We start from the raw sequence: 15328 nt of genomic DNA, 5'->3' as shown, positions 1-15328 counted from the left end.
GCCTACACAGTCTCTTATGCTTATTTTGTTAACTTTGTCAAGTTCATATTATACCAAATTAGATGAGCTTACCCTGGGTGTGCTTGAGCCTCCACATCCAAAAGGGCCATTAGGAAAAGTTAATAATAACTTTCGCAAGTTCATGCTTAAGCAAGGAGGTCTATATCTCAATTGTGTAGTTCGTATCAATCCACAACTCGGTGCTGAATTACTTTTAGCTCTGACTATTTCACCGCCAGGTTATCGTTATGAACTCGATAATAACTCTAATAGGTTAACTAATTATCTTGGAACAAAAGGAGCGGACGAGATTGATGTCTGTACATTCAAGTTTATTCCGCTCGTGTCTCTCTTACAAATTAATGAAGTTCTTGCCATTGATGTTATTGCAACCCTTTGTAAGGTAGCCACAGATTACTGGCATGAGCATCGCTGGGTAAAAAACAAACTGGAGGGTATGCCAAAAACTGATATTGATGGTGTAACTTTACTTGTTGGCGATAGTAGAAAATATTTTAAAGGTGGTCGTCATGCACTATATTGGCATCGCAAGTATCCTTGGTCTCCAAATATTGTCGCTTGTTTCTTAATGACGCTGGAGGGATGGCTCTACAGTCGTCCGACTAAAGCAGCACTCGAACGTTCTATATCAATTATTTTTGAGCGTGCTGACACTGTTGCAATGCTTGGGGTACTCATTTCGCTGGCTAAATGCGATCCCAATCTTTTGAAAGGTTCCTTACTACCTCTACAGTCGTCATTACAACTTTGGGTATGGTTAGAGTTTGAATTAATTGATCGGGGACAAGATTTTGCCTTTGATTTTGGGAAGGCATGGAGCCGACTGTCAAACGAGGAATCTCAAGAGTTAGCTGAATTTCATCAGTTATCTCACCGAAAAATTTCCCTTTTAGAGATAGCACTCCCAATGTGGCTAAAGGGAAACATTCCTTTGGATGCAACATCTCAGATTTTGGCAGACTGGGATAATCACCAAATTAATTTTATTCCAGAGGTCAGTCGCTACCGTGCATTAAAAATCCGAGCTTGGTTTGAGGGCAACAACTGGCTGTCGGAAAAGGATGAACATGGAACTAGAAGCTTTGGCTTCGTCGGTACTCTACCTGAAGATCCTGAAGTTGATGCTCAAGCCGAATCTGCAATTGGGAATCTTCAGCATTTCCAAATCGTAATGATGTGCCGAAAAATTGTAGATGGTGAGTTGCAAAAGACACCAGAACTACATAGGGAGTTTGTTACTCTACTGACCAGTGAAAAACAGCTTTGTTCTCTACAAGAACGCTTGAGAAAGAAAGCTTTTATCGATAGAATTTGGGCAACCATTGCTGTTATTCTAGAGTTTCCTATTGATAATCTCAACCCAGAACTGGAGAACTACATCACTGATTATGCTAGTGATTTTTCTAATCTACCGATAAGTTTAGATGACGGCAGTCGTTGTCAGAATCATAATATGGATGCTGAAGCTTTTATCGCTCATGCAGCCCCTAAATTACTGCGAAGATGCAAATCTGAAACCTTACTTCGATCATCTGCTTTCCGTTGCTTTATTGGTGTCCGCAATTGCAATACATCTGCTTTTATGAGTTCATGGATAAGAGAATATGGGCTTGTTCACCCTCTCACCCAAGAACTCATCAATATTGTACCCCGAATAGCCCGCCTCATTTCCCTGACTCATACAGTATCCTCTGCTAAGGTTATCCAAAATTTTGCTAACCCAGATGGGTCTTATCTAGCCCCGCGTCCGGAATTTATTGATGAAGAAATAAGCAAACGAGAAGATCCTCAAATTGAAGAGGCTTGGTCTAGTTTTCAAAATGAGTTTGAGGAGAAAAAAAATTTAGAAATTTCTATAATTGATACTTCTAAATGGATGCCCGAAATACTTATCCAACCTCTGCAACAACAACCTCGCTGGTTACACAATTACTTTGATTGGGATTTTTTAGCGGCAGGGTTGATTCCGGTGCTAGAAGCAAAGCCAGATAGCGAGATAGAGCTGGATTTAATCAGTTTATTACGTGAACAAGTGCTTTTTGCTTTGTTTCACGAAAGGGCAACAGTTTATGTAGAGAACAAAGCAGAGCAAGAAGAGGATGGCGATAATTCTGTAGAAACAGAACTTTCTTCAGCTCAATCTCAAATAATAGATACAATATTAAAATCCACTTCTAGCGAAGTTGCTACACGAATTAATGTAATTCTCCAGGTTATCAAAAATGTTGACCTGGTAGATTGCATTGTTTTATGTCATATTGTAGATGCTTTGAGTTACTGCATTGTTGAGGGGAGTTCTTCAGATATAATTGACAACTCATTTAGAAATCACATAGTCTGTGCAGTTGGAGAATATCTTTTTGACCTTAGAAACCAGCCGGAGTCAAATCTACGATTCCTCGGTAAAACCAGAGATGTCTGGAAAAATTTAATTGACTTACTGTGGCAATGGTCTCAGAAAAATGTTAAGTATGCAACTCAAGCCGATCAATGGCTTATGGAGTTTTTAAAGCGTTTTCAAGAAGTATTACTTGTTGATTGGTCGTTAAGAGAAAAATTATACCGTGTTGGCAAATCAACGAATTATAGATTCTTCCGCCGTTTACTTTTCCAAATCCTCATCCAAAAACAGGAACTCTTACCCAGTAGCAGAAATGACGAAAGTGAACTTTTAGTTCAACTTCTTGCTGAACTCTGGGATTCAGATCGCAGTTGGATAATAAAGAGACAACCTCGACCTAGTGACCTGATGACTTTGTTGGGGCAGTTACAGGAAATTGACGCGCTAGGAGCAAGAAGACTAGGGGATGAGATAGCTAATTCCTTAGCACATGGCTCTGATTGAACCAAGTATTGAATCCAGATTAGGTTGAAGAAAACGACAAGGTTAATTGTACTCAAGCAAAAGAGGAGGTTTCACCGATCGCACTACTCGATCGATTCATGAAAAAAATTAGTCTTCAGATTTTATATTACTCCCAGTAATTTTCCCAATCATCCTTAAAAGCTTGCTGCAATCTCTGCATATACGCATCAGTCTTAATCTTCACCATCCACAGATTATTGGCATTGCGGCCTCCCTTGCACACAACACCTTCATCCACACCGTATTTCCCCTTGCGAAGATCGTCCATAAACTTGCCCGTCAGTTTGCCGCGATAAATCACTCGCGCAATATTTAATTTACCAAAATCCCGAATAAACCGCTCCGGAACAACCATACCGCCCTCGGTTTTCACATAAAAAAGCACCAGTTGTTTGCGATCGTCCTTTTGGTGCATTCCCGCAAACGAGCTAGCACCAAAAAACTCTGTAAACACAGTAATTTCAGCGCAGTGATACTGTTCGTTCTCTCGAAATATCGACTCTAAGGGACTAGCAAAGTCTCTCTTAAATATTTCAGGTGCTGTTTCTAAACCTGGATGTGCAGCATTAAATTCTGCAATTCCCATCTCATCCAAATCAAATCTACTGCGGCGCGTACCAAAAGCATACCAACCAAGTTCAACTTCCCAAACCCAATGCAAATTAGTGCCATCGTACTTCTCAAAAGCTATACATTGTTCATTAGGGCAATTTTTACTATCGGGAATTTTGGGATAGGCAAGTTGAACTCGTGTCATATCAATCACTAATAATAAAACTCGTTTGTAGTGAGGATTTTAGTCGCTATTAAGCTGTGTATTTAAATTGCACGGTAAAACAATTTTTCACTCTGGTCAGGTGGGCAGGAGAACCCGCCCTGAACATACAACTTAAATGCACAACCGCTTACCTAAAAATATTAAGATTTGACTAAAATCCTCACTACATACAAACTTTATGTGGTTTTTAACAGTTTCCCCCCTTCCTCTTCACTTCTAAAAATCCATCAGTTGAGCAGTTTGAACGGCTACTTCTTTAATCTGGGAACCGCGGCGCACCTTCAGTTTTAGAATTTGACCGATTTCACTGTTGTCCACCAAACTTTGCAACTGTTCGGCCTCAGTCACTCCCTCACCGTCAATTTGAACTATCACATCCCCTTTGCGAAGGCCTGCTTTCTCAGCAGGGGTGTTGGGCACAACTCTCATCACTAACACTCCCTTAACTTCCGGCACAATTAAAGGAGCATTGGGGTCAGAATTATTCTCTCTGGCCATTTCAGGAGTCAAAGCAATCATCTGAATCCCCAAAAACGGATGGCTGACTTGTTCTCCCTTGGCTAACTGCGCGTAGATGGCCTTGGCTTTGTCGATCGGAATCGCAAACCCAATACCCATTGCATCAGCTCGAATCGCCGTGTTGATGCCAATCACTTCTCCTCTGCTGTTTAACAGCGGGCCGCCGGAATTGCCGGGATTGATGGCGGCGTCGGTTTGAATGAAATCGAGCCGCTTGTCGGGAATGCCGACGGCTGCACTGGAGCGTTTGAGGGTGCTGATAATGCCCAAGGTGACGGTGTTGTCAAATCCCAGGGGGTTGCCCACGGCGATCGCCCAATCTCCTACTTTCACCGCGTTGGAATCTCCTAGGGTTGCCACGGGCAAGTTAACTTCCTTAGTATTAATTTTGACAACTGCCAAATCAGTTACTTCGTCAGTACCTTGCACTTCTCCTGGAAATGTCCTGCCGTCGTTTAAGGTGACAGTCACTCGATCGGCTTTGTCAACTACGTGAGCGTTGGTTAAAACAATCCCGCTTTTGTCAATAATGAAGCCGGAACCTTGACCGCGTAAGCGTTCTTGTCTGGGGGTCATGCTCCGTAAATCTTCTCCCAAAAATCTACGGAAGAAGGGGTCTTCCATTAAGGGGTCAAGGTTGCGGCTGACAGTGCGCTCGGTATCAATGCGGACAACTGCCGGCCCAACTCGATCGACAGCCGCCGTCACAAAACTGGCTGTATCCGCCGGGAGTTCCCCGCCCCGCAGCGCTAACAGTTGCGGATTCGGGGGAGTGGCTGGGGAATTCTGGAACTGTAAGTTGGGCGGATTTGTGCCATCAGCGGCGACAGCGGGTGCAGCATTGATTGCTAACGCACTCAGGGCGATCGTCATTCCTAAAATTAGGGCGAACCAACGAGCACCGATTCGATGTGCGGGGCGAAAAAACTTAAATAGTCGCATAGCGTCAATTTTTGTTAGTCTGGGTTAGTCTGGTAAACGTGTGCGATCGTGCGGGCTCAATAATCTGCCACTATGAAGATCCTAAATATATTTTGACAGTTACAATACATGAGTCACCAGCCCGCACCAACTCAACATATTCTGAATTCTAACTTTTAAATTTCCTTCGTAACCCCAATGATTCTATCTGATACTTCTACTGACAAATCCTTGCCCTCCAATTCCCACCACCATCACGACGATAAATCAGCCCACCCTCACCATCACGATGAAGAATCGATGCGGCGGCTGGTAAATCGCTTGTCTCGGATTGAGGGACACGTCCGAGGCATTAAAACAATGGTGCAAGAAAACCGTCCCTGTCCCGAAGTTCTCGTGCAAGTTGCTGCGGTTCGAGGAGCGCTCGATCGCGTGGCGAGAATCATTCTTGATGAACATTTAACAGAGTGCATTGCCAGAGCCGCTAAAGAAGGCAATATCGATACGGAAATCGAAGAGTTGAAAGCGGCTTTGGATCGGTTTTTGCCTTAGCAGTTGCCAATTTTTACCTCCATATAACAAAACCTGCAAATTAAACAAAACTTGCAAGTTATGATTTCTGGCGCTTTTTTTGAGCATCTTTCTAAAACGCGGGAAAAGCATCACATCTTCTCCCCCTCACCCCCATTGCCACAACACATAATTTATATGCTCCGCAGTTTATGAGAGCGAGTTTTGTTAAAAAAGAATTAGTCAAGTTTGTCGTGATGACGCAACTCCCCACAATCTTCAAAAGCTGAGGGCAAACAATTAGATAATCGGTGCTTAATCCGACGTGCTATTAACTGTCTAGACTTTCGTCAGCTTGGCTTTTAGGTGGTATCTGACTGTTGCATAAACTGCTTTATAGGAAGCCTCAATGCTGTATTCCTGCTGCAACCACTCTTGAATCTCTCCATAGCTTTTAAAGCCTTCCTGGGGGTCGCTGAGGCGCATTGCCAAACTAGCGCGTGCCAAAGGAGGAATGGCAGGCTTGCGGCCGCCGCTGTGCTTTGTTTCGAGGAGTCCTTCGAGTCCGTCAGAGCGGTACTTTCTCAGCCACCGCTGGACTGTAATTCGATTTACCCCGATCGTCATAGCCAATTCTTTAACTGTCTTAACATGACAAATTTTGAACAGGTAAAGTGCTTGAATTTTTTGAAAGCCGCTTGCCGTTTTTTGTTCACTTAACAGGTTTTTTAGTTCTTCAATTGTCTCTGTGATGCTAAGCTTACATACTCCAGCCATATCAATTACCTCAAGATTCGCGTTCTACAATACCTTTGTTGGACAATGGAGCCAAAGCTGCTCCTATCCTAAATGCTGACCTTTTGTTTGCCCTGAAGCCATACAAAAGCGATCGTTCTCATTAAACTTTTTCCTTCCGGGAGGCACTCAGACGCTCAGAAACCGCATTATTTTAACCTGGAGCAAGGTGGCAACGATTTTTTTTGGTAAAAAACCCGGTTTCTGGGTCAGTTTTGTATTTGATGGACAAGCGTCATTGCTAATACTGATAGCCGTTAACCGATCGACTCTAAGATTAGCGGCAATAGGTGACTCTTAAGGAATACCATTTATTCTTTTATTGTTAAACATCTATCATGGTTTTCCTGGTATCTATTGGTAATTTTTGCGAACGTATGGGCGATTTTTAGTCATTAGGTGCTAGCAAACAGGCGAATGTCTCTACACCAGCGATCGCATTTTTATACAGACATTCCCCTACTCCCAGAAGTGCATTTCTGGCTTTCGCTGTGCGAGAAATCTTGATACATCAACACTCTCATCACCCGGAGTGGGTAGCGCCGAGTGACATTGCAACCTACTTTCACAGCAAGCGGGCAAGTATCCGTGAAACTACTGGCTTTATCGCCAATTGAGTAAAACACGACGAGGGTGGCATTGTCAATTTCTCAGCATTACAGTATAAGTATCGGCTATTTTTGCCTGCCTGCTGTGATCGAAAGCCGAGTTTCTATGTGATCCTACTAGCATTTTTTTGTGATCTTAGTCACACGCCTACTCAGTAAGCTCAACTACCCACAAAAAGTTATGGGTAGTTGAGCACTTTCCACCTCAAATCTTGCAGATTGAGGGAAGTCTCACCCTGGGTGTGAATCTTTCAGAATCTAAAATTGCAGAACATCCGGTGTAACCAGCTTGCTGACAGTATTCTTCATTTAAAAGGTGTAGAGAAGCCACAATGAACGTTGACGAACTGCTCAAGCTATATGCAATAGGAGAAAGAAATTTTAGCGGGGTCTACCTGCACGAGGTCTACCTCTACGAAGCAGAATTGATTGGAGCCAATCTGTATGAAGCCGACCTGATTGGAGCCAATCTCAGCAAAGCCAAACTTAACAGAGTCAACTTTGGCAAAGCCAATTTATGCAAGATTAATTTGAGCAAAGCAGACTTAGGTGGAGCCGACCTCACAGAAGCACTTTTAGTTGAAGCTAACCTGCATCGAGCTGAGTTGATGGGAGCGAATCTCAGTAAAGCAGACTTGAGCGGAGCTTCCCTGATCCAAGCAACTTTAATTGGAGCCAACATATCTAGGGCAACACTCAGCCATGCAGACTTGCACGGAGTAAATCTTTACGGAGTAAACTTGCGTAGGGCGGTACTCACAGAATGCGATTTAATTGGCGCAAACTTGAGCAAAGTAGACCTTAGCGGAGCCGACTTAATGGGGGCGAGTCTAATTAGGGCAGACTTGACTGAAGCGATTTTAAGTGCGTCAGACTTAAGCGGAGCAAACCTGTTGGGAGCAAACCTTACAAAAGTTAACCTGAGCGGAGTATATCTTAAGGGTACAACGATGCCCGACGGCACGATTCACGACTAATTTATTTGTTAATTTTTATGGTTGCCGAGAACAGCGGCTAAAGGGTAATGAGTAATTCATTACCCTAATTTATTGGCAGCGAAATCTTTATTTGACACTAAGGTAAGGCCGAGAACTTCAATGTAGGGTGCTGATGGCGCACAGAACTCCTACATACGGCAAGTCAAAAGATTTGTTGGGTGAACTTGTGTTATGGTGATTTTCAATTGCTTCGATAAAAGCTATTTTAGATTTAATATTTTGGATTTTGGACGGTTAAAATGAAACTCAGAATCCTCGCTGCTGCAACGCTGCTAAGCGCGATCGCCCCGATCGCTCCTGCACCCGCCGAGAACATCCAACACACGCAACAATTACTAGCCACCCGACAGTGCCCCAACTGCGACCTCAGCAGTGCGGGCTTGGTTTTAGCCAACTTAACAGGAGCCAATCTCAAAGGTGCTGACTTGAGGTTGGCTAACCTCAGTCGAGCCAACCTCACGGGGGCTGACCTCAGCGGTGCTAACCTCAGCGGCACTAGCCTGTTTGGCGTCAACCTGACAGGGGCAAACCTCAGCGGAGCTAACCTCAGCGGTGCTGACTTGAGAAGTGCCTATCTCAGCGACGCCAATTTGCAAGGCGCTAATTTAAATAACGCGCAACTGCTCGGAGTTAGAGGAATGCCAACCAATATCGGCACCGCTGAAGACTTCTACCGGTTGGGAGTGCTGGAAGCTCAAGCAGGAAACTACAGAAACGCGATTGATTATTACAATCAAGCCCTGAATCTGAAATCGGATTTAGCAGCCGTTTATTTTGCGCGCAGTATGTCTCGCGCTGACTTGGGAGACTTCGCCGGCGCGACTCAAGACGCCGAGCAAGCAAACAAACTCTTTGCAGCTCAAGGAAATCCCCAAGGTCAGGATTTGTCAAAGCAGTTAGGCGAAGCCATTGTTGCACGTCAAAAGCCTACGGAACCCCGCACGGGCGGCGGTGGCAACTTTATGAGTCTTCTGGGCTCGATCGGTTCTGTGCTGGTGAAGTTGATCTTGCCTTGACGGTTGCCTAATTCATGGGAATCTCGATCCAGAATTCTGTACCATGACCGGGTACAGAAACACACTTAAGTACGCCTTGGTGTTTCTCAACTACAATTTGGTAACTGATAGACAATCCTAAACCCGTGCCCCGACCTACGGGTTTAGTAGTAAAAAACGGATTAAATATATGAGAGATTAACTCTTTGGGGATGCCGTGACCATTGTCGGCAATACAAATTCCTACCGTTTTTTCATCGATTAATTCAGTGCGAATCCGAATGCAAGGGGATGGGAAATCAGGAATCAAACACTCGGTGGTGGCATTTATATCTCCTGACTCGATAGGCAGTATTTGGGAGCTTAAATGCGTCGCCGCTGCACTTGCCGCTTTAAAGGGAAGATTCATAACTCGCTCTTTTTTTCCCATTTCTAGGGCGTCAAGAGCATTACCGATCAGATTCATAAATACCTGATTGAGCGAGCTGGCATAGCATTCTACTAAGGGCAACTTGCCGTATTCTTTAATAATTTCTACGGTGTTGTGATCGGAATTGGCTTTGATCCGGTGCTGCAAAATCAACAGGGTACTGTCTATGCCCTCGTGAATGTCAACGGCTTTTTTCTCGGCTTGATCCGTCCGGGAAAAATTACGCAAAGATACAACTAACTGGCGGATGCGCTCAACTCCGACTGTCATGGAACCCAAAATTTTTGGCAAATCTTCGGCAAGAAATTCGATGTCGATTGCTTCGGAGCACTCGCTAATTTCTGGGTTGGGATTGGGGTAGTGCTGGCGGTAGAGTTCCACCAAGCAGAGTAAATCTTTGGTGTATTCGCTGGCGTGGGACAGATTGCCGTAGATAAAGTTAACGGGGTTATTTATTTCGTGGGCGACTCCGGCCAGGAGTTGTCCGAGACTGGACATTTTTTCGGTTTGAATCAGTTGGGCTTGGGTATTGTGCAATTCTGTGAGGGTTTTAGCTAGCTGTTCGGCTTTTAATCGATCGGCAGTTGCTGCATTGAGACTTTCTTGATAAAGTTCTGCTTGGTGAATGGCGATCGCAGCTTGAGCCGCTAAATGTTGCACCAATTCCTGTTCTGCTGTTTGCCAAACTCTCGGCCCCGAACACTCATGGGCAATCAGTAACCCCCACAATTGGGAATCTTTGCCTCTCATCGGCACAATTAAACTTCCTCTTACCTGCAACTCTTCCAAAAATTCGCGGTGACAGGGTGTTAAATCCTCAGTATAAATATCATTAATTGCTCGCACCCCTCCGGCTCGATAAAAGCAGTCTGAGAATTCGGGAAAGCATTGTTGTGGAGATGTGATACCTAAAATAGACCGCCACTCGCCGCAAACAGCTTCGACAACTACCTCGCCCTGTCTGTCTGCTGCAAATTGGTAGATTACCGTGCGATCGGTATCCAACAAAACTCTGACTTCTCGCACAATAGTTTGCAGTATGATTTTTAAATCTAAGGTGCTGCGAATCTGGTCTCTAACTCGCGTCAATACTTTGGCAAAGTCCAAGGATTGTTGCAATTGGGCGGTGCGTTCTTGAACTTGGCGCTCCAAGTTGGCATTCAGGGTTTGCACTTCTTTATAAAGAATGTACTGCCCAATTGCCGAACAAAATTGGCGGCCTATAGCTAAAGCTTGCTCAATTTCCTCGTAATTCCACTCGGGCGACTGACCTTTTTTTATTTCTCGCCAGAGTTCAAAGGATTGTCTAGGAAGGGTTTGCTCAGCGCTGGTGTCAAAGCGCCCCGCCCACATCTTTTCGGTATCAATTGCATTGCGAAAAATGGTCAAACAGCCGACTACTTGTTGTTGGTAGTGGAGGGGAATTACCAGCAAACCCCGAATTTGAGTAGATTGGAAAGCGGGAACTAATACTCTAAATAGAGCTTCTTTGTATAAGTCGGTAATTATCAAAACAGGGAATTGAGAATTAGTAAAACTGGCAATTTTGGGAAGTTGGTCGGTATTTTTGAATCCTTTGGTTAGCCATTCCTGCCAGAGGGGATGAGCTTCGAGCGCCTTAACTTTTTCCCAGTTGGGAAGTGTCGGTTGTTCTCCTGTGGTGAACACTTCAAAGGTAGCATCACTGTGGGCTGGGGCAATGGGAAATCCTCCCTCAATCTTGGGAGCAGAGAACTTTTCACCGTTGATTTTCGGCGGGTTGAGATAGAGTCGGCCACCGCTGCCACCCAAAGCGGTGACGGTAGCTTCTAAACCCTGTTGCAGTTGAATGTTGACGTGACCGTACAACAGGGCTGCTATGCGGCTCACGGTAGCTTCGCGGGCGGCTTGAGAGCGGGTTTGCTGGAGGAGGAGCGCGTGGGCGATGGCGCTAGACAATTGATCTGATACGAGCTGAACTACTTCTAAATCTGCTGGTGAAATATTGAGGGGCGCGGAGTGGTGAGACACTAAAAGTCCCCACAGTTCGATGTGAATTTTTTGATTATTTCCTGGCTCGTATCTAGTCAGACACGTGGCCGCCTCACAGATATCTGTTTTGCTGTTTGGCGACGCGATCCTGCGGTGCAAAATCGGCACGACTAAGGAAGATTGCACTCCCATTGCTATCAGGTAAGCGGTGTGGCAAGGATCGAGCGATCTGTAGTGCATCTCTTCCTTTACTAAAGGTTGACCGGTGCCTGCAGCATCGAGGGGGCTCAGGACGATCGTCCCTGAGTTAACATCTATTATTGTCCGCTGGCGCATAGTGACATACATCTCCCTGGCGCTCGCGGGAATGTCGTCTGCGGGAAAGTGCAGTCCTTTCAAGGAAGGGAGATGGTTGTTATTAATTGATTCCGCAACAACTTCTCCACTCCCGTCGGCACTAAACCTGTAAATCATAATGCGATCTGTTTTCAAAAAAGCCCGCACTTCTGCTACTGTACTGGTTAAAATATCTTCTAATTCTAGAGATTGACGAATGCGTTCTGTTATCCGCCGTATCAAAACTTCTCTGTCTAGTTTATAATGTAATTCTTCCGTATTTTCTGTGAGTTGCATAAATCTCCTTTTGTACTTATACAATGATAATAAGAAGTTTTGATGTGCTGTTGGAGCGTTCAAACTCAAATAACTCACCCTGAGTTTTTGACTCAACCGATCTGTACAATTAATCGGTGGCGCATTGGTGAGAGACGACGGTGTATCGCCTCGGGTGGGCTGGGGCAAGTAAAATCTGCGATCGCGCCGGTTTAATCCTTGCCTTCAACAGGCAGAGCAACTTAAGCAAATAATAATTATTATTTTAATGCTCTTATAAATTTCTCGCAATCTTCAACTCTCACTATGAGAATTCTTCATTGTTAGGATAACTTGACATTTGTTGTATAACTTCATATAATGATAATTAACGAAAGAATTTGAGTTTCTATCAGCGCGCAAAGCGTTGACCAATTTCTTGGCGCACGCTCATCAGAATTTTACCCAAATGATTTTGACCGGTTCGGTCGCAGCCACACCCCCAGTAGTAATCCGTTGGCGAATCCTCGACAATGACTCGATCCCCTGTGGCGAGGAGAATCGCTTGAATGTCTGTATGAGTCAGAAACTTAGTTAAAACTGCTTCGCGCATAATGGGAATTTTCACAGCTTCCCAATCATCGCGAATCCGGTGGTTGGGATCTCGACCTAGTTTAGCGGCTTCTTGAGGAGTTGCTACGGCTTGAATCGCCGCCACTAATCTTTTATCCGTGCTGACAAATTTTTGGGCTTGATAGTAATGTTCCACAGTCAACCAATATTGACCGTGCAGAGAAATGTCGTGTAGTGAAAAATTAGAAAAGCAGCCGTAAGGCTCCTCTACTTTATAAAAGTAAATTATCATTAGATTTGAGATTTTATATTTTACAGGATGTAGGTAGAATGTAATTATTTAAGCTGCCCCTGAAGCGCCTTACCGCGCTCTTAGTAACGTTTCAAACCACTTGTTGCCTCCAGGAGTATTTGAGATTGATTGTATAAGTAGTGGGGCTTGTATTAAAAACTCCTCGGTAAGGATTCAGGTCTAAAAACTTGCGGCTCCAACGCTTGTCTGGCAAGGGTTTTAGGGCAAAATAAGGGTTTTTGTCTTTCGTGGTTAATTGTCAATAAACGAGGAGAAGTGACAGTTTTTCGTGGTTTATTGAGAATATAGATTGATTTAGTATCAAGCTCCATATCTAAAGTCTTTGCCCAGCAAGGAGTTCAGTGACCTGAATCCTTACACTCCTCGCATAGACTTTATTTAAAATAGCAGGTACGCTTTTAAACCCAGTTTATTGGAAAAAAGCGGGTTGGGCAAGTAAAAATCTAGGAATCAACTGGCTTTCTGAGGAATAAGCTGTTGTGCATTTAAGTTTTGTTTTGAGGGCGGGCTTTCCGGCCCACTCCACAAGAGTGAAATTTTATTGAGCCATGCAATTTAAACGCGGATTAGCTTAGTGCGTAATTCCTATTTTTAAATTAAGGATTAAGAATTTGAAATCAAGAATAAGCAATGGGGATTTAAGAGTATTTATTATTCCCTCTTCCTTCATTATTATAAAACGGCCTCAGAAGAATGAAAAGCGCGGTTAGCGATATCGGCATAACGCAGTTCGCTACACAAAATTTTGCTGATCAACTGAGTAGTCCTCGGAAATTGGAGGCCCGCTTGATAAACAGCTCCTGTAAACTGATAGAAGGCTCGGGCCAAGCGACTAGCCCAAACCATATCAGTGTTGCATTCTTGGGCGATCGATTGATTGTATGGCTCCTTAGCGTCGTCGGCACCTCCAAGAGCTCGATCGATCCCCTCAGCAGCCTTAAATCCGCTAACAATGGCAGGACGAATTCCTTCACCGGACAACTGGTAATAGGTGATTGGTCATGGGGCAGGAGGAATTGGTAAGTTAATGAGTGTTAAATCTTGAGCTTTTAACTCACAACTCACAAATCATTAAGCGTCTGCTGGTTGTTCGCGGCCGGATCTCGGCAATCTCAAAACTATTCCTATTCCCCCTGCCAAATTTCCGATTCCCTAAACAGTCGTGATATCTTTCTCTTTCGCTGCCAGAACTTCTTCTATTTTGCCAATGTACTTGTCCGTCAGCTTTTGAATTTTATCTTGCAAGTCCCGGGATTCATCTTTAGAGATATCGCTGCTTTTTTCCTGCTTGCGAATCGAGTCAACGGCATCGCGGCGGATATTGCGAATTGCAACTTTACCTTCTTCAGCAAACTTCCCGGCCATTTTGACAAATTCTTGGCGTCTGTCGCTCGTCAGCGGCGGAATGTTCAAGCGAATAACTGAACCGTCGTTGTTGGGAACGAGTCCTACATCGGACAGGGAAATTGCTTTTTCGATCGAGTTGAGCGCTGTGCGATCGAACGGTTGAATGGTGATCGTAGTCGCATCCGGGGTGCCGATGTTGGCAAGGGATTTGATCGGAGTTGGAGAGCCGTAGTAGTCTACCATGACTCGATCGAGGAGAGAGGCGTTAGCCCGTCCCGTCCGAATAGTATTAAAAGACCGTTGAGTAGCCTCAACTGCCTTTTGCATATGATCTTCTGCGTCAGCTAACTTCACAAAAACCTCCGACAAGAGTTCCAATAGATTCTCCCATTACAGCTCGGTAGATGTTGCCCGACACCGAGAGGTCAAATACCATAATAGGAATATTATTTTCTTTGCAAAGGGCGATCGCCGTACTGTCCATCACCCGCAAATCTTGATTCAAGACGTGGGCATAGGTGAGGGTTTGATACCTGCGCGCGTTGGGGTTGAGGTGGGGGTCGGAATCGTACACCCCATCTACCTTAGTAGCTTTAAAAATCACCTCTGCATCAATTTCAGCCGCCCGCAAAGCGGCTGTAGTATCAGTAGTAAAAAAAGGGTTGCCAGAACCGGCACCGAAAATCACTACTCGTTTTTTTTCGAGGTGGCGAATTGCCCGCCGCCGGATGTAGGGTTCAGCTACTTCTTGCATGGCGATCGCCGATTGCACCCTCGTTGGCACTCCTGCTTGTTCCAGGGCATCCTGCAAAGTGATAGCATTCATCACCGTCGCAATCATGCCCACATAATCAGCCGTTGCCCGATCCATCCCTGCCGAAGCAGCTTTCACCCCGCGAAAAATGTTGCCGCCACCGACAACAATCGCGATTTGAATGCCTTGCGACACGACTTTGGCAACTTCCTGGGCGATCGACTGAACGACTACCGGATCGATGCCGTAGCCCAAGCTACCCATAAGCGCTTCACCGCTGAGCTTCAGCAAAACTCGCTGATAAACCATCCCCATGCCGCCACTATTTTTTTACTCTT

The 15328-nt window shown here is 44.8% G+C and carries 12 protein-coding genes; 4 read left to right on the top strand and 8 right to left on the bottom strand.

Going from position 1 to position 15328, the window contains the following annotated elements:
- The first annotated feature begins 16 nt into the window (after nt 1–16).
- Entirely contained in the window at nt 17–2866 is a 2850-nt protein-coding gene (locus QUA77_RS24425) for a hypothetical protein (protein ID WP_333453051.1), read from the top strand.
- 127 nt (nt 2867–2993) lie between these two features.
- Here the strand turns inward: QUA77_RS24425 and QUA77_RS24420 are convergent, their stop codons facing one another.
- Together QUA77_RS24420 and QUA77_RS24415 are read right to left on the bottom strand one after the other, a co-directional pair.
- Nucleotides 2994–3644 (bottom strand): RNA ligase family protein, encoded by a 651-nt coding sequence (locus QUA77_RS24420; protein WP_333453049.1) that lies wholly within the window; start codon nt 3642–3644, stop codon nt 2994–2996.
- Nucleotides 3645–3881: 237 nt separating this feature from the next.
- A complete protein-coding gene (locus tag QUA77_RS24415; RefSeq protein ID WP_333453047.1) occupies nt 3882–5126 on the bottom strand; it encodes an HhoA/HhoB/HtrA family serine endopeptidase in 1245 nt (414 codons plus the stop codon).
- Nucleotides 5127–5303: 177 nt separating this feature from the next.
- On the opposite strand from QUA77_RS24415, the gene QUA77_RS24410 reads away from it, so the two are divergent.
- On the top strand, nt 5304–5657 hold the full coding sequence (locus QUA77_RS24410; protein ID WP_242723064.1) for a metal-sensing transcriptional repressor: 354 nt from the start codon (nt 5304–5306) through the stop codon (nt 5655–5657).
- Between the two features lie 297 nt (nt 5658–5954).
- Here QUA77_RS24410 and QUA77_RS24405 read toward each other — a convergent pair whose 3' ends face one another.
- Nucleotides 5955–6392 carry a helix-turn-helix domain-containing protein gene (locus tag QUA77_RS24405; RefSeq protein WP_333181832.1) on the bottom strand — a complete coding sequence of 146 codons (438 nt, stop codon included), beginning with the start codon at nt 6390–6392 and terminating at the stop codon, nt 5955–5957.
- A 958-nt stretch (nt 6393–7350) separates the two neighbouring features.
- On the opposite strand from QUA77_RS24405, the gene QUA77_RS24400 reads away from it, so the two are divergent.
- The gene (locus QUA77_RS24400; RefSeq protein WP_333034648.1) at nt 7351–7995 is read left to right on the top strand and encodes a pentapeptide repeat-containing protein; all 645 of its coding nucleotides are present in this window, start codon (nt 7351–7353) and stop codon (nt 7993–7995) included.
- A gap of 260 nt (nt 7996–8255) precedes the next feature.
- On the top strand, nt 8256–9032 hold the full coding sequence (locus QUA77_RS24395) for a pentapeptide repeat-containing protein (RefSeq protein WP_333063354.1): 777 nt from the start codon (nt 8256–8258) through the stop codon (nt 9030–9032).
- 7 nt (nt 9033–9039) lie between these two features.
- Here QUA77_RS24395 and QUA77_RS24390 read toward each other — a convergent pair whose 3' ends face one another.
- From QUA77_RS24390 to pyrH, 5 genes are all read right to left on the bottom strand, one after another.
- Complete coding sequence (locus QUA77_RS24390; RefSeq protein ID WP_333453044.1) at nt 9040–12045, bottom strand: GAF domain-containing protein; 3006 nt, start codon at nt 12043–12045, stop codon at nt 9040–9042.
- A 370-nt stretch (nt 12046–12415) separates the two neighbouring features.
- Nucleotides 12416–12868 (bottom strand): NADAR family protein, encoded by a 453-nt coding sequence (locus QUA77_RS24385; protein WP_333453042.1) that lies wholly within the window; start codon nt 12866–12868, stop codon nt 12416–12418.
- A gap of 693 nt (nt 12869–13561) precedes the next feature.
- A complete protein-coding gene (locus tag QUA77_RS24380) occupies nt 13562–13870 on the bottom strand; it encodes a hypothetical protein (protein WP_333453040.1) in 309 nt (102 codons plus the stop codon).
- Nucleotides 13871–14041: 171 nt separating this feature from the next.
- Nucleotides 14042–14590: a ribosome recycling factor gene (gene frr, locus QUA77_RS24375; protein ID WP_333034638.1), complete on the bottom strand. Its 549-nt coding sequence runs from the start codon at nt 14588–14590 to the stop codon at nt 14042–14044.
- Nucleotides 14577–15305, bottom strand: a complete 729-nt coding sequence (gene pyrH, locus QUA77_RS24370; RefSeq protein ID WP_071884014.1) for a UMP kinase — start codon at nt 15303–15305, stop codon at nt 14577–14579. Before pyrH ends, frr begins: the two co-directional genes overlap by 14 nt.
- Between the last annotated feature and the right edge of the window lie 23 nt (nt 15306–15328).

It is taken from the genome of Microcoleus sp. K5-D4 (genome assembly GCF_036704575.1).
GTDB lineage: Bacteria > Cyanobacteriota > Cyanobacteriia > Cyanobacteriales > Microcoleaceae > Microcoleus.
The sequence above is the reverse complement of the archived record's forward strand: the minus strand, read 5'-3'. Positions and strand labels throughout refer to the sequence as shown.